This window comes from Proteus sp. ZN5 (assembly GCF_011046025.1).
Classification (GTDB): Bacteria; Pseudomonadota; Gammaproteobacteria; order Enterobacterales; family Enterobacteriaceae; genus Proteus.
In genome coordinates, this window is record NZ_CP047639.1 from 16616 (window position 1) to 38619 (window position 22004).

The 22004-nt window shown below is 39.4% G+C and carries 19 protein-coding genes; 4 read left to right on the forward strand and 15 right to left on the reverse strand.

What is annotated here, in order from left to right:
• Positions 1 to 37: 37 nt before the first annotated feature.
• The 4 genes from rmuC to udp all read right to left on the reverse strand — a co-directional run bounded on the left by rmuC (position 38) and on the right by udp (position 3772).
• The gene (gene rmuC, locus GTK47_RS00085; RefSeq protein WP_165126397.1) at positions 38 to 1378 is read right to left on the reverse strand and encodes a DNA recombination protein RmuC; all 1341 of its coding nucleotides are present in this window, start codon (positions 1376 to 1378) and stop codon (positions 38 to 40) included.
• A gap of 102 nt (positions 1379 to 1480) precedes the next feature.
• A complete protein-coding gene (locus GTK47_RS00090; RefSeq protein ID WP_161710608.1) occupies positions 1481 to 2011 on the reverse strand; it encodes a DedA family protein in 531 nt (176 codons plus the stop codon).
• 71 nt (positions 2012 to 2082) lie between these two features.
• On the reverse strand, positions 2083 to 2865 hold the full coding sequence (locus tag GTK47_RS00095) for a tyrosine-protein phosphatase (RefSeq protein ID WP_165121752.1): 783 nt from the start codon (positions 2863 to 2865) through the stop codon (positions 2083 to 2085).
• Between the two features lie 148 nt (positions 2866 to 3013).
• Positions 3014 to 3772 (reverse strand): uridine phosphorylase, encoded by a 759-nt coding sequence (gene udp, locus GTK47_RS00100; RefSeq protein ID WP_023583501.1) that lies wholly within the window; start codon positions 3770 to 3772, stop codon positions 3014 to 3016.
• 1100 nt (positions 3773 to 4872) lie between these two features.
• On the opposite strand from udp, the gene GTK47_RS00105 reads away from it, so the two are divergent.
• A complete protein-coding gene (locus tag GTK47_RS00105) occupies positions 4873 to 5265 on the forward strand; it encodes a YidB family protein (RefSeq protein WP_165121753.1) in 393 nt (130 codons plus the stop codon).
• Between the two features lie 78 nt (positions 5266 to 5343).
• Here GTK47_RS00105 and GTK47_RS00110 read toward each other — a convergent pair whose 3' ends face one another.
• Together GTK47_RS00110 and metE are read right to left on the reverse strand one after the other, a co-directional pair.
• A complete protein-coding gene (locus tag GTK47_RS00110; protein ID WP_165121754.1) occupies positions 5344 to 6171 on the reverse strand; it encodes a hypothetical protein in 828 nt (275 codons plus the stop codon).
• A 180-nt stretch (positions 6172 to 6351) separates the two neighbouring features.
• Positions 6352 to 8625, reverse strand: a complete 2274-nt coding sequence (gene metE, locus GTK47_RS00115; RefSeq protein ID WP_165121755.1) for a 5-methyltetrahydropteroyltriglutamate--homocysteine S-methyltransferase — start codon at positions 8623 to 8625, stop codon at positions 6352 to 6354.
• 106 nt (positions 8626 to 8731) lie between these two features.
• On the opposite strand from metE, the gene metR reads away from it, so the two are divergent.
• Positions 8732 to 9685, forward strand: a complete 954-nt coding sequence (gene metR / locus GTK47_RS00120; protein WP_075672279.1) for an HTH-type transcriptional regulator MetR — start codon at positions 8732 to 8734, stop codon at positions 9683 to 9685.
• Here metR and GTK47_RS00125 read toward each other — a convergent pair.
• From GTK47_RS00125 to GTK47_RS00145, 5 genes are all read right to left on the reverse strand, one after another.
• Complete coding sequence (locus tag GTK47_RS00125) at positions 9600 to 10472, reverse strand: carboxylate/amino acid/amine transporter (protein WP_165121756.1); 873 nt, start codon at positions 10470 to 10472, stop codon at positions 9600 to 9602. The genes metR and GTK47_RS00125 overlap by 86 nt on opposite strands.
• Positions 10473 to 10474: 2 nt before the next feature.
• Positions 10475 to 12124 (reverse strand): Na+/H+ antiporter, encoded by a 1650-nt coding sequence (locus GTK47_RS00130; RefSeq protein WP_088493911.1) that lies wholly within the window; start codon positions 12122 to 12124, stop codon positions 10475 to 10477.
• Positions 12125 to 12536: 412 nt separating this feature from the next.
• Complete coding sequence (locus GTK47_RS00135) at positions 12537 to 13040, reverse strand: GNAT family N-acetyltransferase (RefSeq protein ID WP_165121757.1); 504 nt, start codon at positions 13038 to 13040, stop codon at positions 12537 to 12539.
• Positions 13041 to 13167: 127 nt separating this feature from the next.
• Complete coding sequence (locus GTK47_RS00140; RefSeq protein ID WP_165121758.1) at positions 13168 to 14514, reverse strand: NCS2 family permease; 1347 nt, start codon at positions 14512 to 14514, stop codon at positions 13168 to 13170.
• Positions 14515 to 15267: 753 nt separating this feature from the next.
• The gene (locus GTK47_RS00145) at positions 15268 to 16437 is read right to left on the reverse strand and encodes an RNA-guided endonuclease TnpB family protein (RefSeq protein WP_165121759.1); all 1170 of its coding nucleotides are present in this window, start codon (positions 16435 to 16437) and stop codon (positions 15268 to 15270) included.
• A 56-nt stretch (positions 16438 to 16493) separates the two neighbouring features.
• Between GTK47_RS00145 and tnpA the strand changes: the two genes are divergently transcribed.
• Positions 16494 to 16919: an IS200/IS605 family transposase gene (gene tnpA, locus GTK47_RS00150; protein WP_165121760.1), complete on the forward strand. Its 426-nt coding sequence runs from the start codon at positions 16494 to 16496 to the stop codon at positions 16917 to 16919.
• 102 nt (positions 16920 to 17021) lie between these two features.
• Here the strand turns inward: tnpA and GTK47_RS00155 are convergent, their stop codons facing one another.
• Both GTK47_RS00155 and GTK47_RS00160 read right to left on the reverse strand, forming a co-directional pair.
• Positions 17022 to 18209 (reverse strand): MFS transporter, encoded by a 1188-nt coding sequence (locus GTK47_RS00155; protein WP_165121761.1) that lies wholly within the window; start codon positions 18207 to 18209, stop codon positions 17022 to 17024.
• Between the two features lie 200 nt (positions 18210 to 18409).
• Positions 18410 to 19156 (reverse strand): sulfite exporter TauE/SafE family protein, encoded by a 747-nt coding sequence (locus tag GTK47_RS00160; protein ID WP_165121762.1) that lies wholly within the window; start codon positions 19154 to 19156, stop codon positions 18410 to 18412.
• A gap of 184 nt (positions 19157 to 19340) precedes the next feature.
• On the opposite strand from GTK47_RS00160, the gene GTK47_RS00165 reads away from it, so the two are divergent.
• Complete coding sequence (locus GTK47_RS00165) at positions 19341 to 19919, forward strand: XRE family transcriptional regulator (RefSeq protein ID WP_069368071.1); 579 nt, start codon at positions 19341 to 19343, stop codon at positions 19917 to 19919.
• 48 nt (positions 19920 to 19967) lie between these two features.
• Here GTK47_RS00165 and ilvN read toward each other — a convergent pair whose 3' ends face one another.
• Positions 19968 to 20252 carry an acetolactate synthase small subunit gene (ilvN, locus tag GTK47_RS00170; RefSeq protein WP_069368073.1) on the reverse strand — a complete coding sequence of 95 codons (285 nt, stop codon included), beginning with the start codon at positions 20250 to 20252 and terminating at the stop codon, positions 19968 to 19970.
• Positions 20253 to 20255: 3 nt separating this feature from the next.
• A complete protein-coding gene (ilvB, locus tag GTK47_RS00175; protein WP_165121763.1) occupies positions 20256 to 21953 on the reverse strand; it encodes an acetolactate synthase large subunit in 1698 nt (565 codons plus the stop codon).
• Between the last annotated feature and the right edge of the window lie 51 nt (positions 21954 to 22004).

Genomic DNA, 22004 nt, shown 5'->3' on the forward strand with positions numbered 1-22004 from the left:
TCGTTTTCAGAAATCTTTATCTCTTTATTTTATCAAATCAATCAGATGCTGATTTTTCAATGAGATCATTATCAATCGTTTTTTTTATCTCAACCCCTAAGGATTTAAAGCCTTCCGCTTGACTGATTAGATTTCCACGACCTTCAGAGAGTTTTTTCATCGCTAATAGATAGCCAGACTGCGCTTTTTGAATACTATTTCCTAGCCCTTGCATATCATCAACGAAAAGTCTTAATTTGTCATACATTTTAGCCGCTCTGTCTGCAATTTCTTGCGCATTTTGGCTTTGATATTCATAACGCCACAATGCGGCTATTGTACGCAAAGCAACAAGTAAAGTAGATGGCCCAACTAACATAATATTGTTTTTCAATGCTTCTTCTAGCAAGTCTGGAGAATGACCAATTGCAACAAGATAAGCGGGCTCAATAGGTATAAACATTAAAACATAGTCTAAAGACGTTACACCCGGTAGTTTATGATAATCTTTTACACTCAATCCTTTAATATGCGCTTTAATTGAGTTCACATGCGCATAAAGCGCTTGTTTACGTTCATTATCATTGTCACTACTAAAATACTTTTCATATGCCACCAGCGACATTTTAGCGTCGATAATAACATCTCTACCATGAGGTAGATGCACAATTACATCAGGTTGATAGCGACTACCATTTTCATGTCGAATATTCACCTGTGTTTCAAATTCGTGACCTTCACGTAATCCTGAAGACTCTAATATACGTGCTAATACTGTTTCGCCCCAGTTACCTTGAACTTTATTATCTCCTTTCAAGGCATTAGTTAAGTTAACGGCTTCTTGCGCCATTTTTACATTCAATTGTTGAAGCTGGCGAATTTCATGAACCAAGGTATGTCGTTCTCTGGCTTCTTGCCCAAAACCATCTTGAACTTGTCGCCGAAAGCTTTCGAGCTGTTCACGAAAGGGGGAAAGTAAGTGCGTCAATCCTTGGCGATTTAACTCTTCAGCTTTACGTCCACTTTGTTCAAAAATACGATTAGCTAAGTTCTCAAACTGCGTTGCAAGCCGTTGCTCACTATTTATTAATAATCGTTGTTTTTCTTCTGCGGATATTCGGCTTTCTTCCCAGCGAGTTGTCACTTCTCTTAATTCAGCTTCTTGAGAAGTAATAATTTCTCGCTGAGCTCGTAATTCTTGCTCTAGTTGTTCTATATGTTGTTGTAAAGAAGGGATAATCACCGCTTTTTCTTGGGCGATAGCAAGCTGTGTGTGATTTTCACGTAGCATGGCTTCTTTATCGGATAAACGTTGTTGGATAGACCACCAAACCAGCGCGCCGCCAACAAGTACACCACCTAATAAACCAATGATCCCATATAACAACTGAATATCCACTAAAGTGACCTTTTTACTTTCCAACGGGCTACGTTAAAACGCATAGGTAATATTGTCTAGCAACAATTTACATCATGACTTGATTTGCGATAAAGGACGCAGTTATCCCATCCATTTCGCAAGCCATTGCAAACCAAAAGCACCGGGCGCCAAAATGCCAAAAGCCCAAATCATGGCTGATGTTAAATTAGCAATTTGAAAATAACGTTGTGGCATCGCACAAATCCCCGCAACTAACGGGACAATTGCACGAAAAGGCCCAAAAAAGCGTCCAATAAACACCCCCCAAATTCCCCAACGATTAAAAAATTGATGACCTCTAACCAATGTTTGTGGTGAACGTGAAATTGGCCATAAATTTTTCACCCCGTCTTTATAGTGAAATCCTACCCAGTACGACACCCAATCACCAAAGAACGCGCCTAATGCAGCAGCAAGCCAAATCGGCCAGAAAAACAGACCACTCTCACCAATTAAGGCACCTAACCCCAATAAAATAACCGTGGCGGGAATAAGTAAAGAGATAAACGCGAGTGACTCACCAAAAGCAAGAAAGAACACGATCGGAATAGCCCAGATCTCGTGCTCTTTTACAAAGAGAGTGATGGTATGAATAATGTCTTGTACTGTCAAAATAGAGACCTTAAATTCGGTTAACCTAAGTAAAATAAAATATCCTGATTAACCGAATATAAATCACTTCATTATTCTAGAAAATAACTTTGTAAGGCATCTCGGCTAGAAGCATCTAAACCGATATCTTTTTCTAGCCAAGTATCCACATTACCGTAATGTTGATTAATACTCGCTAATGCCGTTTGCAGAAACTCTTCTTGTACCGAATAAACATAGGCAAATTTATCAACAATGTTATCACTCATTGTTTTGGCATGTTCTTCTAAAAGATAAGCGCGATAAGGCGCTAATGTTTCATTGGTAAGCAAGTAATCTTCCATTACCACATCTAAAGACGCACCGAGTGCGAATAATACTAAAGCAGAGCCAACACCGGTTCTGTCTTTACCTACTGCACAATGTTGCACTACGCCCCCTTTTTCCGGTTGTTTTAATAACGTAGCTAATTGTTTATAGGCAGGGTTATTAATAGGTAATAACTTATATAGTTGAAACATAAAGGCTTTAGCATCAAATTGTTCAAGTATTTCAGGCGTCAATTTTTCAAGATTGGCAGAGACTTCTTTGGATAACGGATTGGCAGGAGCATGATAATATTGTGCACCATCCCAGATACGGTCTGGTTTATCAACGATTTCGCCAGTATCACGATAATCAATGATTTGAAAAAGATTTTTATCAATGAGAAGAGATTGGTCTGTATTGGTTAATCTATCCAGCGAGCCAGAGCGAAAGAGCATTCCAGGCTTAATAACACCACCGTTACTCAATTTTTTACCGCCTAAATCACGAAAGTTAATTCCGCCGACTAAAGGCAACACCGAAGGATGTGTTTGTAATATATCAGTCATAATGCCTCTTCTCATTGTTGTATTGTTAAGACCTCAAAGACCTTAACAGAAATCAGTGCTTGTTAACACATTAACCTGATGAATTACCATACAAAAAAAGCCCTTAACACTTATGTATTAAGAGCTTTCATATTTGATGAAAAAAAACTTATTTCATTAAAATGCGAGCGGCTTCGATAACGATACCTAGTGCATTATTTTCAGTTTTCTTCAGTAATTCCGCATCTGGAATTTCTTGTTGAGTACGGTTTACGATAACACCCGCAACCATACCTGCACGTAAACCTTGGCTTGCACACATTGTTAATAATGTTGCAGATTCCATTTCATAGTTCATTACGCCCATTTCTTGCCACTCTTTCATAGAGCCTTTGAAACGGCGAACAACGCGACCTGTATAGGTATCGTAACGCTCTTGTCCTGGATAGAATGTATCTGAAGATGCTGTTACACCTACGTGTACAGTTGAGCCATTGTCTTTAGCGGCTTTGTACAGTGCATTCATACATTCAAAATCAGAAACCGCTGGGAATTCCATTGGTGCGAAATGTAAGCTTGCGCCATCTAAACGAACCGCAGCAGTAGTAACAAGAATATCACCTACATTGATATGCTCTTGAATTGCACCTGTTGTACCAATACGTAAGAAAGTACGGATACCTAACTGTGCTAATTCTTCAACAGCGATAGAGGTAGATGGACCACCGATACCTGTTGAGCAAACAATGACGGCTTTGCCATCAATTTCGCCACGCCATGACGTGTATTCACGTAAAGAAGCCAGATGAACTGGGTTATCCATTAATTTTGCAATTTTTTCAACACGCTTAGGATCACCTGGAACAATTGCTAAAGTGGCACCCTGTAGGTCATTTTTGGTTAAACCTAAGTGAAATACATCAGACATATCGGACTCCTCAATGGGACAAAACCAATGATCATTAAATTAAAAGTTACTGTATCAGTTTTCTAGACCTTTTTAGTGACAAACATCACTTACAAGACACCAAGCAAAGTAAAAATTTCATAAAATTGTGACGATTATCACGAAAAATGACATTCGAAATACATTTTCAGCGAATACATCACCCATATTCGCTTACTTCAATCATTCACTAAAATAAACATTTCATTTATCAGTATAGACGACTCAAATACCTTGATGCACATATACTCTAAATAATTCGAGGTGTAGCTAGGCGACAAGTGAATGAGTCGCTAGGAGCATACAATAGTATGTGACTAGTGCGAGAGAATGAAGTCAACAACGCTACGACTTAAACTATGACGAGTAAATACTCTAAATAATTCGAGGTGTAGCTAGGCGACAAATGAACGAGTCGCTAGGAGCATACAATAGTATGTAACTAGTGCGAGAGAATGAAGTCAACAACGCTACGACTTAAACTATGACAGTAAATACTCTAAATAATTCGAGGTGTAGCTAGGCGACAAATGAACGAGTCGCTAGGAGCATACAATAGTATGTAACTAGTGCGAGAGAATGAAGTCAACAACGCTACGACTTAAACTATGACGAGTAAATACTCTAAATAATTCGAGGTATAGCTAGGCGACAAATGAACGAGTCGCTAGGAGCATACAATAGTATGTAACTAGTGCGAGAGAATGAAGTCAACAACGCTACGACTTAAACTATGACGAGTAAATACTCTAAATAATTCGAGGTGTAGCTAGGCGACAAATGAACGAGTCGCTAGGAGCATACAATAGTATGTAACTAGTGCGAGAGAATGAAGTCAACAACGCTACGACTTAAACTATGACGAGTAAATACTCTAAATAATTCGAGGTGTAGCTAGGCGACAAATGAACGAGTCGCTAGGAGCATACAATAGTATGTAACTAGTGCGAGAGAATGAAGTCAACAACGCTACAGCTTGAAGTATGACGAGTAGCTTGAAGTATAACGAACATAACGCGTACACTACCCGCCCTTAAAATATAAACACCAAATGTGACAAACACATCGTCACTGGAGTAAACATGAGCTTATTTAACCAAATTGCGAGCCTACTAGGTGGCGAAAAAATCAATCAATATAAAACTGTCCTTGAGTGGATTGGATCTCAAGGTGGTATTGAAGGCTTAGTAAAGCAATTTGATACAGCGGGTTTAAGTGAGCTTATTCAATCTTGGATAAGTACCAATACAAATTTACCTATCAGTGCTGAACAAATCGTAGCGGTTTTTTCATCGCCTGTTATTAACGAACTGGCGTCAAAAATTAATTTAAATGCGACAGAAGCTTCTGAAATGGCGGCGCAATACTTACCTAAATTAATTGATAAAGTCACACCGGATGGCGTTGTACCTAAAGACTTAGATTTAGTCAGTGCTGGTATGGATATTTTAAAAGCGAAGATTTTTGGCGGCTAAATAAACAGACTGTTTTAATGCGTTTTCCCTTACATTTCATAAGAGAAAACGCATCACATTCTTAATAATCAAAATTGATTACAGCAAACCTTCTTCAATCAACGCTTCATGAAAACGTTGTTTCTCTTCAGGCGTTGCCTGAATGCGCTCTAAAGGCACATCTAAAGCATAAGGGATATTCTGTTGTGGTGAATAAACGGCTAATACATAAGTATTTCCATTTTGCTCAATCACAATAGGAGGGGTTTTCTTATTCCCTGAATAAGCAATACGGATATCTTTACCCTCTAAATTAAGATGATAAGTGGCAATAAATTGCTTATTACTCACAACCATTTTGGCAGGGATGGCTATTAATTTTAAAGGCTGAGTTCCCACTGATAATAATGCTTTTCTCACTTTACTCGTCAATATTTGACGATGAATAAAAAAGATCACACTAAAACCAAATAAGCCGATAAAAATAATAGTGCTAATTAAACGAAGCCAAATATTATCTATTGCCACATCAACGGTCATTTTACTTAGATCATTTGCATCAGCGACGGGTTCAACTAACACATCTTTAGGACCTAAATCTAAAAAAGTAAAATTACGCGAAACTTCATTACCTTTATAACGTAAATCAACACTACAGTTAGTCAGAACAAAGAGTTGCGAGCGACAAGAACCCTTCACCGTAGCATCAACAGGTACTGCATTCTCACTGATTTTATAATCATAAAGAATATTGGGAATTTGATAAGCGCTAAATACCGTCATTGCTAGCATGAAAACTACTAAGAATAAGGTGCGAAATAATCCACCGTCTCCTCTTAGTGGAACTAATTTCAAAGGTCGAGTTGGAAAAGCATCTAATACTTTATCCGAAAGTTTAATGCTAGTTTGCACAATAATTATATCCATAAAATAGAGAGTTTTCGCAGTATAGCAACTCTAATGAATATCAATAATCAGATTTACTCTAAGTTTTAATGAATACCTTTCTTTTTTATTTTATATAAATTTAGCCTGCTATTTTGACTATGCGACTTATCTAAAGTAGCAGGTCAAAAATAACAGGCTAATGAACGATTAATTATTTTATTACACGCTCTGACGCAAATACTTAGCCGCCTCAACCATATTCGCTAATGCTGCGCGTGTTTCAGTCCAGCCTCGTGTTTTTAATCCACAATCTGGGTTCACCCATAAACGCTCTGCAGGGATTCGAGATTGCGCTTTTCTTAATAAACCGACGATCCATTCCACATTTGGCACATTAGGTGAGTGAATATCGTAAACACCCGGTCCAATTTCATTTGGATAATCAAAATGTTCGAAGGCTTCTAAAAGCTCCATATCTGAACGAGAGGTTTCAATGGTAATAACATCTGCATCCAGTGCTGCAATAGAATCCATGATGTCATTAAACTCGCAATAACACATATGAGTGTGGATTTGTGTTTCATCATCGGCAATAGCGGCACTTAATTTAAAGGCATCGACAGCCCAATTAAGGTAAGCCTGCCACTCATTACGACGTAGTGGTAATCCTTCACGTAATGCAGGCTCATCAATTTGAATAATACCAATACCCGCTTTCTGTAAATCATCCACTTCATCACGCAGTGCTAACGCAATCTGTTTTGCAATTGTTTCGCGCGTCACGTCTTCACGAGGGAATGACCAACATAGAATTGTCACAGGACCTGTAAGCATGCCTTTAACTGGCTTTTCCGTTAATGACTGCGCATATGTTGCCCAATCCACGGTAATCGGTGCTGGACGACTAATATCACCGATAATCACTGGTGGTTTTACACAACGTGAGCCATAACTTTGTACCCAGCCATTTTGCGTAAACACATAACCATCAAAATGTTCACCAAAATATTCCACCATGTCGTTACGTTCAGCTTCACCATGAACTAATACATCAAGACCGAGATTTTCTTGTTCTGATATTGCTTGCTTAATATGCTCGCTAATATTTGTGCGATAAGCTGCCGTATCAATACGTCCTTTCTTAAAATCTAAACGAACAGTACGAATTTCTGTTGTTTGTGGGAATGAGCCAATCGTCGTGGTTGGCCATAATGGCAGATTAAATCGAGCCCGTTGTACTTCTGCACGTTGAGTATAAGGTGAGTTTCTTTCACTATCTTGTGCTTCAATTGCCTGTAAACGAGCCTCAACTGTTGCATTATGCACACGAGTCGAGTGCTGGCGTTGACGAATTGGTGCACTGTATTGTGCTAATTGTTCATCATACTCACCGTCTGGTGCATTCAATGCCTTCGCTAATAAAGCCACTTCTTCGCATTTCTGAACAGCAAAAGCAAACCAGCTTTTTACTTCATCATCAAGTTTCGTCTCTGCATTTAAATCAATTGGACTATGCAGTAATGAGCAGGATGTTCCGATCCACAAAGGACGTTTATCTTTTAGCGCAATCACTTGTTGATAACGTGTACTTAAATCTGCTTTCCAAACATTTCGACCATTAATAGCACCTAATGATAGTACCCAGTCTTTAGGTAACGCTTGGTGTAAATATTGCAAATCATCTTGCCCAGCTGAAATATCAACATGAAGCCCATTAACAGGTAAATTTTTAATAATATCAATATGATGAGAAATGCCATCAAAATAGGTTGTCAGCAGTAATTTAACTTGTCCTGTTAATGCTTGATAAGCTGTTTGGTACGCACTTTGCCATTCTACAGGTAAATCCAGTACCAGTGCAGGCTCATCAATTTGCACCCACTCAATGCCTTTTTCTTTTAATATAGAAATAACTTGTTGATAGATAGGTAAAATATCTTTTAACAGCGTTAATCTATCAAATTCAGGGCCTTTCACTTTACCTAACCACAAGTAAGTCACAGGACCGAGTAAAACGGGTTTTACTTTATGACCTAGTGCTAATGCTTCATCAACTTCCTCTAGCAATTCTTTCCATGCAAGGGTAAATGACTGACCTTGCTGAAATTCCGGTACGATATAGTGATAGTTAGTATTAAACCATTTCGTCATTTCAGATGCAGCAACAGGTTTACCTGTTGGTGCTCTGCCACGAGCTACTCTAAATAGAGTATCAAGATCGAGCGAACCATCTTCATTACGATGACGAGGTGGTACGTTGCCTAACAATAGGCTTGTACCTAACACTTGGTCATACCAAGCAAAATCACCAACAGGTAATAATTCAACACCTGCATCTGCCTGCTGTTGCCAATGGCGAGCGCGAAGTACTTTACCCACGGCAACCAATTCTTCCTGTGAAATCTTGCCTGCCCAATAATTTTCTTGCGCCTTTTTTAGCTCTCTATCTAAGCCAATACGAGGGAAACCGAGTGTGTGATTGCGAATTGTCATAATTAAAATCCTGTTTTTAGCCGTCTAGATGTTTACACATCCATAATCTACAGGTAGTGTATAAATCACAAGCGCAAATTTTTCATCAACAACCTGAAGGTTTCTCATGATAGAAATAAAACATTTAAAAACGATCTTAGCATTGAAGCACACAGGCTCTCTTGCCAATGCAGCAAATCAATTGCATCAAACACAATCGGCTCTTTCACATCAATTTAGTGAATTAGAACATCGCCTTGGTTATCGAATTTTTGTACGTAAAAGCCAACCACTGCGCTTTACTTCACAAGGAGAAGTGCTCGTTAAATTAGCAGAAGAAGTATTGCCTATCGTTCGTAGGGCGATAGAAGCGTGTAATGAACCGGGTAGTGTGAATTTGAATATTGCTATCGAATGCCATAGTTGTATTCAATGGTTAACGCCTGCATTACAGCAATATCGTCAAACATGGCCTGAAGTGACTGTTGATTTTCATTCGGGAGTAACATTCGATCCACAACCCGCACTATTACAGCGTGAATTAGATGTCGTGCTAACCTCCGATATCTTGGATGATCCTCGTTTACACTACACACCGTTATTTGACTATGAAGTAAAACTAGTTTTATCACCAGACCATCCTCTGGCTAATCGCTTACATATTCAGCCGCAAGATTTAATTGCAGAAACCCTGTTTATTTATCCCGTACAAAGAGAGCGCTTTGATGTATGGCGCCATTTCTTGCAACCTGCAGGGATCACACCACATTTTAAACATGTCGATAATACGTTGTTATTAATTCAAATGGTTGCAGCCGGTATGGGTATTGCTGCATTACCTCATTGGGCTGTTGAAAATTTTGAAAAACAGGGATTAGTTGTGACAAAAACATTAGGAGAGGGATTATGGAGCCGGTTATATGCCGCTAACCGTAGTGGAGAGCAACATCAACCGGCAATTCGAGAGTTTATTCGCTTATCAGGTCAGCACGCTGTTAACAATCTTCCTTTTGTAAAGCAGGTCGGCGTATCCAGCGTCGATGGATCCAAAGTGATGCAACAATCAGGCTCGCGCCTATGATGAAACTTGGCCAATTTGGATGTTGTTGCCAAATAGAAAAATTCACTAATAACCCGGCTGGAACCATCATGTTATTCATAATAGCTAAGGTTCCAGCATCAACTTGTGTGGCACCGTAGTTCCACATGAAATACCCTATTCCAGAAGCGCCAATTCCTAACCAGAGTAAAACACCCCATTGTAGTGATGTTGTTGGCATTTTCTGCCAATCGGCAAAACACAATGCACCCACCAATGACACCATAACTGCACCAAGATAAAACCAAGAAAATGCATGATGTTGTGGAATAGGATGCACTTCCATTAGTCGTTTATAACCCACTTGACCAATAGCAAAGAAAATATTAGCTAGTTGCACTAATAACAACCCATACCAAAAATCATCACTCAAATGGTCATAGCGAATAATTGCCGCACCTAATACCGCTAATAATGAGCTAAATGCATAACCCCAACGTAATTTCTGACGCTCTAATAAATCATAAATTAGCGTGACATAAAGTGGTGTTAATACGGTAAAAAGTAGAAATTCAGCAACAGTCAAATAGTTATAAGCGTGGAAGACAAACAGGTACATAATACCGAGTTGGCAAGCTCCCACGAGCATATAAAGCAAAATCACTTTAAAGCGGATCCCCTTCCAACGTAAGAAAGGCAAGAAGACCAAAGCAGCCAAAGAAACACGGATCAGAACAGAGAGCCAGCTATCAACCTGACCCGCGAGATACTCGCCGATCAGGCTAAAAGAGGCTGCCCATAACAGTGTTGTAATAACGAGCAACCACATAATTAACTATCTTTCTCTACTAACAATGCTTCCATTAAATCCAATTCATGTAGCAATAATTGGAGCGTTTCATTACTGATTTTTCGCGTCGCTCTTAGATGATAAAGTTCACCACGTTCAGCACGTAACGCCGTTAAGCGAAAACGTCTTTCAAGATCTTCTTCTAACGCGTTATGAACCATTTCATCTTGATTTGCAGTACGGCGTCTTAAATAGCCCGTTACACGAGAAGCCACTTCATTAATTTCTTCCGCATCTAACTGCTCTTCAGTGCTTGCCGCTAAACGCTCTTCCATTTTATTTAGGCTGACAATTGCCACTTCTGCCATCACTTTACGTGCATAACGAACTTCATTTTTGTCAGCTTCTTTGTCGGTTGCTTTCACGCCTTTTAATAGGAAAGGAAGAGAAATAATACCCACTAAAATCGACAATAAAATAACACCAGCAGCAATAAAGATAATTTGATAACGCCCTGGGAATGTACTGCCATCGGTTAAAAATAGTGGAATAGAGAGCGCACCCGCAAGCGTAATAGCACCACGAACACCTGCAAATGACGATAACCACAACTCACGCGTTGTATAATTAGCGAAATCAAGTGGGTGTTTTTTCATAAAGATCCGGCTAATTTTCTTCATTAGCCATAACCATGTAAATCGCAAGATCAGCAGTGCAAAGTAGATAACGAACACTGCTGCAAACAACATCCAGACTTCAACTTCAGGATCAAGATCCGCTTGAATAACAGAGCTTGTCCAGATAATAGGAAGTTGTAAGCCAAGCATAATAAAGACAAGGCCATTAAAGACAAATTCAAGCATTGACCACACGCTATCAGCACGTAAGCGCATCGCAAGAGGTGCATTACGGATAACGCCGGATTTACTGATAGTCATACCGGCAGCAACAGCGGCTAAAATACCTGAAAAACCAATATGTTCTGCAATTAAATAAGAAGCAAAAGGCAGCAACAACATAAAGACGATTTGTGTAGCAGGATCGTCTCCACTCCAACGACTCATTAATCGTAGAGATTTACTGTAAAGCAAGGTGACACCAATACCTGCGAGTAATCCCCCTACAGCGACTTTAAAAAACTCTAGAGTGGCGCCGCCAACAGTAAACACCATTGTGCCCATTGCCACAGCAACCGCAAATTTCAAGGCAACCAGACCTGAAGCATCATTCATTAATGCTTCACCCTCTAAAATACCCATTATTCGTTTAGGTATTCGCCCTTTGCCGACAATGGACGAAAGCGCGACCGCATCCGTTGGCGAAAGTACGGCTGCCAATGCAAAAGCAGAAATAAGAGGAATACTTGGCATCATCCAATAAATCAGATAACCGATACCAACGACTGTCACCATCACTAAAACAAGCACAAGAATAAAAATCTCACGCCCATTTTGGATAAATTCTCGTGTCGGTGTTTTCCAACCATCAACAAAAAGCAAAGGTGGGATCAATAGAACGAGGAACAATTCAGGATCAAAAGTGACATGTAAACCAAACTGAGGCCATGCCAATAAAGCCCCTATCACAATCTGTATTAATGGTAACGGAACACGAAAGGGAATTAATTTTGTGATAACTCCCGAAACTGAAACCACCAGTATTAAAATCAAAATAGTAAAGAAAATTTCCATGTTACCCTTACATGCCTATTTTATCCTGAAAACCTGTCATTTTTTCCTTGTCATAAGGAAAACCTACCGAATGATAAAGAAACACATTATGTAAAATTTGCGCATCATATCTTTCTTTATTTCTATCTTTATCTATACATCTACGCTTATTTTAAACAGATCCCACACTGACTCTCTGAGAATATTTAAAAATTAAGATTAATCGTATCTAACACCGCACATTGTACACAATTTATTACTCTCTATTTATTAACGGCATTAATTATAGAAAGCATACGGTTTTATTTCTCTTTTTCAGTCTAAGCAATGTAATAGACCGTATAAAAACGTAAAACGTTAAGTAATTAAATAAAAAATAATAGATAAATGACAATTACGATTAAATTTGAGAGCTAACTCGTAATGCTAATGATTATTCAATTGTTCTTAACATAGACATCATAACAACATCACAATATTTTCCGTCTCTAAACGCTGCTTTACGACGAATACCTTCAACTTCAAAGCCTAACTTCTTGTAGAGATGCAAACCTCTTTCGTTGTCAGAATACACTTCTAACTCTAATCGTGTGGCTGCTAACCAATTGAAAGCATAATCAATTGCTGTATTGATGAGTAATTTACCGACACCTTTCCCTGAATATTCAGCGCCGACACCGATACCAAAACTGACAATATGGCGACGACGAGGATGATTATCGATTATCAGTGCTAAATGTCCCGCAACTTGACCATCAATGGTTGCAACAAAATTAGGGATATTTTGCTCTGAAAATTCAAGTAACCTTTTTTTCCACATCGTGACTGAAGGATAAGGAAATTGGCAAGTACAAATATATAAATCAGGATGTGTATATAACTGTTGAATTGCTGATGCGTCGTCAGGTTCACCGTGGCGTATTTTTATTTCTTGCATATATTCTACCAACTATTTAATAACTAGGTTTAATTTCGACAATAGCGAATAAAAGTAGATAAATAAATAGTAAAAAGGCGGAATAAAAATATATTCCGCCTTTTGTCTTTAAAACCGATTATTTAAATTAAATTGCCCACTCACCCGCATAAAATGCCACTAGAGCAATAGTAATTAATACTGTACCAATATTGAGTTTACGCCATTCACCAGCGAATACACGACCAATCACCAAACAGCCGAAACCTAACATAATGCCTGTGACGATATTACACGTTAAAACAATAAATACAGCACACACCATACCTGACATTGCATCAACGAAATCACTGAAATCTAACTTAGTGACATTACCTAACATTAATAAGCCCACATACATTAACGCAGGTGCCGTTGCATAGGCTGGAACTAAATAAGAGAGAGGCGATAAGAAAAGGATCAGTAAAAATAAAATACCTACCACTGTTGCGGTTAATCCTGTTTTACCACCAGCGGCTGTTCCTGCGGCTGATTCAACATAAACCGCAGCAGGAGCCGCACCAATCACACCCGCAAAAATGCTACTGACGGAGTCTGAAGTTAGTGCTTTTCCACCATTAATAATTTGTCCGCGTTTATCTAATAAGTTTGCTTGACCGGCAACGGCACGGATAGTCCCTGTTGCATCAAAAATCGCAGTCATCACTAACGCAAGAACACTTGGTAAAACTAAAGGTTGTAAGGCACCCTTAATATCCATCGCAAACAATAAAGAAAGCCCATCTTCACCTAATTGAGGCATTTTAAAGATGCCTTGATATTTCACATTAGGATCAAAAATAAGACCAATAATCGAAATAGCCACAATCACTAATAGCACGCCACCCGGTACTTTACGTTTTTCTAATCCGAAAATAGCGGCTAATCCGGCAAGTGACATAAGGACAGAGAATGATGTAAATTTCCCCATTGCAACAGGTAAGCCATCAAATGGGTTTTTCACCACTAATCCAACACTGTTTGCTGCGATTAAAAGTAAAAATAGCCCTATCCCTATTCCCGCACCATGTGCGATACCGATTGGAATATTTTTTAAGATCCAAGTACGAATGCCGGTTAATGAGAATACGGTGAATAAACACCCCATTAAAAACACGGCACCTAAAGCAACAGGCACAGAGATGTTTTGTCCTAAGACCAAGCTGAAAGCAGTAAATGCGGTTAATGAAATAGCACAACCAATTGCCATAGGAAGATTTGCCCACAATCCCATTAGAAGAGAGCCCAATCCCGCGACTAAACAGGTTGCGATAAAAACCGCGGTATGTGGAAAACCGGCTTGTCCTAACATGCTAGGAACAACAATCACGGAATACACCATCGCCAAAAATGTCGTCAAACCGGCGATCATTTCTTTGCGAACAGTTGTACCGCGAGCTGTAAGTTTAAAATAGCTATCCAGTTTACCTGTGGTTGCTGATTGATTAGCAGACATTACATTCCTCTGACATAAAAACGGTTCACTCTCCAAAAAAAGAAAACGATTACGTATAAATTAAAATAACCTCTTATTGATAAAAATCTTAAGAGGGAGTCAAAAGCAAACGTTTGGTTTTTCGTGTGGATTGAGTGAGAGAATTTGACGCAAACGATTATCTGGTGCTTTTAGGGTAAGAATCAAGCGAAAAAATACATTTTTAATAAAAATGTCATAAAAAGATAATTTAAAGTCAGAAAAAAAGGAAAAAGAGGAAAGCAGTTGCCTACTTTCCTCATCATTCTACTTTTGTACAATCATCCAATATCATTCTTATCCCACAGTAGAAGTTAACTTAATTAATTGTTTTTACTAAATTTATTTTAAATAAGATAATAACTAGGTATATTTATCTATTATTAGTAACCTTAATAAGTTGCTTAGATAAATAATACCTCTCGTTCCCAATGTGTGGCGATTAATGGTTTGCAGTATTCGTTATTTTTATCTGAAGATATTGCTATCTTCTACTTCTAACATTAGATGAATAAATGTTGTTTTAGCAAATTGCTTTCTATTCAATATAGACATTTCTAGATTATTCTTAATAAATTTTAAAATAAGTACAATTACGAAACACAATTATAATAATTTATAAAAAACAAAAAGATAAAATATTAATATTTAGAAATCGAGAAAAGGGAGAGTTCCTCTATCGTATTCCTAACACCGTGACTGCTCCCCGCCCTGTCGGGCGAAGCTTCCCACTTCTCAGGCCGCAACCGTCTGTATGACGGATTTACGCAGGACTCCATGGGCAGAAACGACGAGTCCCGCCGCTTGTAATTCCAGTATGCCCTTGCATTCGATGTTGATCGCCGCGTTGATATCGCGGTCATGTTCAACTCCACACTCTGGACACTGCCATATGCGCTTATGTAATGGCATTTCTGGCATCCTGTGACCGCAACAATGGCAGGTTTTCGAACTGGCGAACCATTGATCCAGTTTCACCACATGAACACCTTTTTCTGCTGCTTTATATTCCAGTTTGGTGATAAATCCAGACCATCCCGCATCGCCTATCGCACGAGCCAGATGAGGGTTTTTCATCATATTTGCCGCTTTCAGCGTCTCGACAATTACCGCTTGGTTTTCGTCAACAATTGCGCGAGATAACTTGTGCTGGAAATCGACACGGGCATTGGCTACACGTTCGTGAACGGTGGCTAGTTGTATTCTGGCTTTGCGTCTGTTAGCGCTCCCTTTTTTCTTGCGGGAGAGGGTTTTCTGCTTCCGGCGCAGATTGTGGCTGGCATTGATAAGATGGCGCGGATTAGCAATTTTATTGCCATTCGATTTGATGGCAAAATGCGTCAGCCCCATATCGAGCCCCGTCACGTTTGATATCAGTGCGGGCTTCGCTGGCGCTTCCATTCCGTCGTCACAGAGTAGCGAGGCGTAATATTTCCCCGTTGCGGAACGGCTGATAGTAATGCTTTTTAACGTGCCCGTGATTTCACGATGCAATCGTGCTTCAATCGCCGGGATTTTCGGAATTTTGACTGCATCATCCAGCACTTTCACCCCAACACAGTGATAGCTCGATTGTTTGCCGTGTTTACGCTTGAATGCAGGGAAACGCGCTTTTAATTTCGGATTAAAGAAATTGGAAAAAGCCACATCGAGATTAATCACCGCCTGCTGCAACGCAATAGAATCATATTCTTTAAGCCATCCATATCTGCGGGATTTCTTCGCCACAGCAAGCAGTGGTTTGAGGTCTTTACGCGGGTTTAAATTTACGCCGTGTCGCTGGTAAGCGTGTTTCTTGATATGCAGAGCTTTGTTGTACGCGAAACGAACCGCACCAAACTGAGCATTGAGATATTCAGCCTGCTCTGGTGTCGGGTAGATGCGTATTTTTGTTGCTCTTAACATAATTAGCGCTCATTGATATAATGCTTTTATATTAACAGGTTAAGAGAGAATATCAATTGAGTAAACGATGTGAAGCGCTGGAGGATTTCCTCCACAAAAGGCACAGTGTCAGCAAGCTGGTTGTGCATCTGATCTTTACGACGAAGTATCGACGTAAGCTATTTGACGGACAAATGATCGCTCAACTGCGTGAGGCTTTTGGCTCCGCTGCAGCAAAACTTGAATGCGAAATTATTGAGATGGACGGAGAGCCTGACCATGTGCATCTGCTGGTTGCTTACCCCCCAAAACTGGCGGTCAGTGTGATGGTCAACAATCTGAAATCAGTATCATCGCGGCTATTGCGCCAGCAAAACACACATTTACGAATGCAAGGCAAAACTGGGCTTCTTTGGTCAAGATCGTACTTCGTCTGTAGTGCCGGAGGTGCGACGATTGAAACACTCAGAGCCTATGTTCAGAGCCAGTCAACCTCTGACTGATCTTTAAAGCCCTTCGGGCTTTTCACCTTATATCCCCGCCCGTATTGGGCGAGGGTTTACGGCAGATTTTGCTAAATGGAATACGATAGAGAAGAAATGATATTAAGATGAGCTACTATTGAGAGCTTCAACGCCTAGATTCCAACGTTCCATCGTTGATACTAAGAATAAGCCTGTCATAGCAACCAATAAAAATGGTAGTGAAGATGAAGAAATTTCTGACAATGCGCCAGCCAGCAAAGGCCCAGATAAATTACCTATTCCCCATAACATCGCAGCTGACGCATTAGCGACCATCAAGTCATTACCTGAGAAATATTGCCCTATTTGTACCAACGCAATGGTGTATATCGCACCCGCTGTTGCACCCAGCACCAGTAATAAAGGCCAAATCAAAAATGTATGAGACATCGTGATAGGCAATAATAAGCTTGCGAGTAGAGTAACTACACCACAAATTCGATATAACCGTGTCCTGTTCATGTGGTCAGCAAGCCAGCCAAACGGCATTTGCATAATGGCGTCACCGGCTAAAATAGCGCTTATCATCATGGCTGCAATCGCTTCAGTATGTCCCACACTTAGGCCATAAATAGGAAACATTGAAAGTACAGTGCCATCAAAAAAAGCAAAGAAAACAATGCCACCACAGATGGCTGGTGCAACCTTAACAAAGCGGATAATAGAAAAATTCGGCTCTTGTGTATCTTTCGGTAATTTATCTCCTGTTTTCTGATCCATCATTAAAAACAGGACAATAGAGATAATATGAATAAAGACACTAATTAAAATCGGTGTCTTATCTGCGACCCCATATAGCGCAATAATTGAAGGACCTAATAACTGACTAATAGTAAATACCGTGGTATATACCGCTAAAATTCGCCCTCGTTTATTATCTGGTGAAAGCTCATTAATCCACGTCTCTCCTAAACAAATCATCACACCACTTGCAATACCGGTGATAAGTCGTAAAGGAAATAACAACTCTAGAGGTAAGCTTCCCATTAAAGGTAATAAGCTTATTGCAGAAACAATGGTTGCTAATAGCATCGCAAAGCGTTTACCAATCCATTGCACAATACGCCGAGCAAAAGGTGAAATAATTAACATCCCAATAGCTGGCGCGGCAGAAATAAGTCCAATGATAGATTCGCTAATGCCTGCTAAATTAAGGCGTAGTGCAACCATGGGAATAGTTAATCCGATAACAATCCCGATAACGCCAATGCTTACCGTGATAGTTGTTATCGCAAAAACTTCGGATTGGCGATAATTTTGATGTGACATGTTATTTTGTTTCTGTGAATAACAGAAACCTCTGTAATAAAAGGAAGGTGGTTAAATAAAATATTGTTGTATTATAGGGGATAAGAAATAGATAAACATGCTTAAAAAGTAATGTTAATCAGAGAAAGATCTCCGTTTGACTCACGAAGATCTTTGCCTTTCACAATATTCTCACTCCACCGTCATTTGTTCTACAACGCTTAAGAAAAATAACGGTAGATAAGCACAGTACCTGATGCCAATACAATGGTATAAATCACACTCATAAATCGTGCTTTTGACATACGTAATGTTAAATTTCGCCCTAACCACACACCAGCAAACATCGCGGGCAAGAAAATAACCGCTAATTTAAGAATATCCAATTGCCAATAAATACCTGCAAATAAGAAAATTACCACTCGCGTTAATGTACTAAAGCCAATCAATGTGGTTTGTGTAATGCGAAACTTATTTTTGTCTGCGATCCTACCTGATAAATAAATCGCATATAAAAAACCGCCACTACCAAATAATGCGCTAAATACCCCACCAATTAACCCAAAAGGATAAACCAAGCGTTGAGAAAATTGGCTTTCTTGTTTTTTCCAAAATAGCGCATAGATTGCATAGCAAGTGGCAAAGATACCTAAAAGAAGAGAGAGCAAATCAGGTCGTGTGGTTAATAAAATTGTCGCACCGACAAGGCTACCAATAATAATAAGCGGGATAAGATAGCGTATCTCTTTAAAATCAGCCTGTTTACCATCTCTTAAAACATTCACTATGGCGGCACTTAAATCAATTAATGCCAATAAAGGCACTATCATTGAAAGAGGTAAATAAAGTGCTAATACAGGGCCTGCAATTAACGCCGAGCCAAACCCAGCCATACCGAAAATAACGTAAGCAAAAAATAAGGTAAGCAGGCAAATAAAAAGATCAGACCAACTAAGCAAGTCCATCATAATAAACCTTGAATAATTATCATTTATTGAAGGATATTAGCGTAATTATTAAAAATCGAACAGTGATCGTAAGACGATTCACAAAATACAGCAGAAACAGGATCTCATTTTTCCGAATACGGTTAATTAGTGTTATTATCTACTCGGAATGACACTTTTAAACTAACGATATTTTGAATTGGCAATGAACCCACAACCTCCTAAAAAAACGAATGAATACCTTGGTAATAAAGTCAAACAATTAAGACAATCTCGAAACTTGTCACTTAATGAGTTATCAAGAAAATCGGGAATATCCAAGGCTGCATTGTCAAAATTAGAATCAGGTGATTCTAATCCTAGAATCGATACCTTAGAGGCTATCGCGATAGCGCTTGGCTTTCCTTTGGGAGATTTATTTAGTTTTACGCGCGAAGAATACCCTCGTTTAGAACGACATAAACCTATCGTGGGTGATTATGCTCAAGAGTTTAAATTTCGTATTGGTATCGGCAATATTACTGAGATTTGGCATATCGAGATGAAGCATGGTGCAATTATTAATAGCCCTGCTCACGCAGATGGTACACAAGAACACATCATGGTCTATTCTGGTAAATTAATGATGCGTTTTGATAACGACGAAACGGTTTTATTAGAAACCGGTGATTTTTATGCTTTTCATGGTAATGCGCCCCACTCTTATATTTGTGTAGAAGGCCATTTGCGCGCCTCTGTGATTATGTCTAGCCCAAATCAACAGCATTACCACCATCGTCCTTAAGCACTATATTGGCTCCCCCTTAATGATTAAAGAGAGAGCCAATATGCATTAATTTAAATAACTTTCCATTTGCTCAAAAACACGTAAGTCATCGCTGAATCTCACTTCTTTTACGTCTTCAAGCTTTTCTACCTGACTCACCATCTGCATTAGACGATCATCTTTTTGCACTAATAGCCAAATACGGCTTTTATCGCTATTTTTCATTGGTAAACACAAAATACCATCGACGTTAAATGCACGGCGAGCAAATAGCCCACATATATGGGTCATAACACCGGGGTGATTGCGAACAATCAATTCCAGCGCGATAGGTTGTGATTGTTGTGACATAAATTAAGCTCCTATCATCTCAATATTTGCCGCCCCTGGCGGTACCATTGGAAATACTTTTTCATGAATATCAATCATTACATGAATTAAACACGGCCCCGGTTTTTCAATCGCTGCTTTCAGCGCACTCGCAGGATCCGCTTCCTGATTTAAGTCACAGGTATCTAAGCCAAAACCTTGTGCAATACGAATAAAATCTGTTTGATAAGGGTAAGCGGCAGCATAAATGCGCTCTTCAAAAAACAGTGTTTGTTGTTGATGAACCAATCCCAACGCCTGATTATTTATCAAAATAATTTTGATATCTAATTGGTGCTCAGCCGCCGTAGCAAATTCTTGAATATTCATCATAATGCTGCCATCCCCTGAGAAGCAGAGGATTTTTTTATCTGGTTCAGCTAATGCGGCGCCAATTGCTGCTGGCAAACCAAATCCCATCGTACCTAAACCGCCAGACGTTAACCATTGTCGAGGTCGATTTAACGGATACGCTTGTGCTACCCACATTTGATGCTGCCCAACGTCTGTTGTAATAATGGCATCATCATCAACACAATTTGCTGCCGCTAATACGATGCCATAACCACTTAAGATGTTTTCAGAGTTTTTCATCTCTAATGGATATTCTTGTTTCAGTGTCGTAACCCGCTCTATCCATCCATTACGTTTGTTTGTATTAATCAATGGTAATAACAGTGATAACACTGATTTCGCATCAGCATGGATCGCAATATCAGGGCGTTTGATCTTACTAATTTCAGCGCGATCGATATCAACATGAATAATTTTGGCATTAGGGCAAAACTTCTCGGCTTTACCAATAGCACGATCGTCAAATCGAGCACCCAATACAATCAACAGATCGGCTTCTTCTAAAATAAAATTGGTGCTACGAGTCGCGTGCATACCCAACATCCCCAAATACAGTGGATGCGAAGGTGGCATTAATCCTAACCCCATTAAAGTCATTGTTGTTGGTAGGTTGTTTTTCTCTGCTAATTCAATTGCTTCTTTACATGCTTCAGAGCTAATGATCCCCCCACCTAAATATAAAACAGGGTTTTTAGCCTGATTAATCATCTGCGCCGCTTGTATCACTAAATCAGTATTAAATGCGGGAACAGGATCTTTTTGTGGAATAGGCGGTAACGCTTCTAATGTAATTGTGGCTTGCTGAATATCTTTTGGTACGTCAACCCAAACAGGCCCCGGTCTTCCTGACATCGCTAAACGAAACGCATCACAAATAATTTCAGGTAACTCAGCAATATCACGAACTAAATAGTTATGTTTAGTAATTGGGATAGACATGCCGTAAGTATCAACTTCTTGGAAAGCATCAGTTCCAATCATCGCTGAAGATACCTGACCAGTAATACAAACTAAAGGAATGGAATCAAGCTTAGCATCGGCAATTGCTGTTACTAAATTTGTCGCACCCGGCCCACTCGAAGCAATACAAACCGCAGGTTTACCATTTGCACGAGCAATACCTTGTGCAATAAAACCGGCACCTTGTTCATGGCGAGTTAAGATGTGTCGAATAGATTTACTTTGGCTCAATGCATCATACAACGGAAGCGCTGCACCACCTGGGATCCCTGCAACTGTCGTAATGCCTTGCCGTTCCAGTAAATAAACGATTAATTGCGCACCAGTAAACGTTCTACTTGTTGTGGCATTTTCTTGTTGATCACCCATTTTTATCTGTCCTTTGTTTTAAGCCGGACTTGATGGGCAGGTAGAAAAGAA

What these genes read in the sequence shown, in the direction of transcription:
- GTK47_RS00095 (WP_165121752.1), bottom strand. Translation starts at nt 2,865, where the DNA reads ATGACTGATATATTACAAACACATCCTTCGGTGTTGCCTTTAGTCGGC.
- udp (WP_023583501.1), bottom strand. Translation starts at nt 3,772, where the DNA reads ATGTCTGATGTATTTCACTTAGGTTTAACCAAAAATGACCTACAGGGT.
- GTK47_RS00105 (WP_165121753.1), top strand. Translation starts at nt 4,873, where the DNA reads ATGAGCTTATTTAACCAAATTGCGAGCCTACTAGGTGGCGAAAAAATC.
- GTK47_RS00110 (WP_165121754.1), bottom strand. Translation starts at nt 6,171, where the DNA reads ATGGATATAATTATTGTGCAAACTAGCATTAAACTTTCGGATAAAGTA.
- metE (WP_165121755.1), bottom strand. Translation starts at nt 8,625, where the DNA reads ATGACAATTCGCAATCACACACTCGGTTTCCCTCGTATTGGCTTAGAT.
- metR (WP_075672279.1), top strand. Translation starts at nt 8,732, where the DNA reads ATGATAGAAATAAAACATTTAAAAACGATCTTAGCATTGAAGCACACA.
- GTK47_RS00125 (WP_165121756.1), bottom strand. Translation starts at nt 10,472, where the DNA reads ATGTGGTTGCTCGTTATTACAACACTGTTATGGGCAGCCTCTTTTAGC.
- GTK47_RS00130 (WP_088493911.1), bottom strand. Translation starts at nt 12,124, where the DNA reads ATGGAAATTTTCTTTACTATTTTGATTTTAATACTGGTGGTTTCAGTT.
- GTK47_RS00135 (WP_165121757.1), bottom strand. Translation starts at nt 13,040, where the DNA reads ATGCAAGAAATAAAAATACGCCACGGTGAACCTGACGACGCATCAGCA.
- GTK47_RS00140 (WP_165121758.1), bottom strand. Translation starts at nt 14,514, where the DNA reads ATGTCTGCTAATCAATCAGCAACCACAGGTAAACTGGATAGCTATTTT.
- GTK47_RS00145 (WP_165121759.1), bottom strand. Translation starts at nt 16,437, where the DNA reads ATGTTAAGAGCAACAAAAATACGCATCTACCCGACACCAGAGCAGGCT.
- GTK47_RS00155 (WP_165121761.1), bottom strand. Translation starts at nt 18,209, where the DNA reads ATGTCACATCAAAATTATCGCCAATCCGAAGTTTTTGCGATAACAACT.
- GTK47_RS00160 (WP_165121762.1), bottom strand. Translation starts at nt 19,156, where the DNA reads ATGATGGACTTGCTTAGTTGGTCTGATCTTTTTATTTGCCTGCTTACC.
- GTK47_RS00165 (WP_069368071.1), top strand. Translation starts at nt 19,341, where the DNA reads ATGAACCCACAACCTCCTAAAAAAACGAATGAATACCTTGGTAATAAA.
- ilvN (WP_069368073.1), bottom strand. Translation starts at nt 20,252, where the DNA reads ATGTCACAACAATCACAACCTATCGCGCTGGAATTGATTGTTCGCAAT.
- ilvB (WP_165121763.1), bottom strand. Translation starts at nt 21,953, where the DNA reads ATGGGTGATCAACAAGAAAATGCCACAACAAGTAGAACGTTTACTGGT.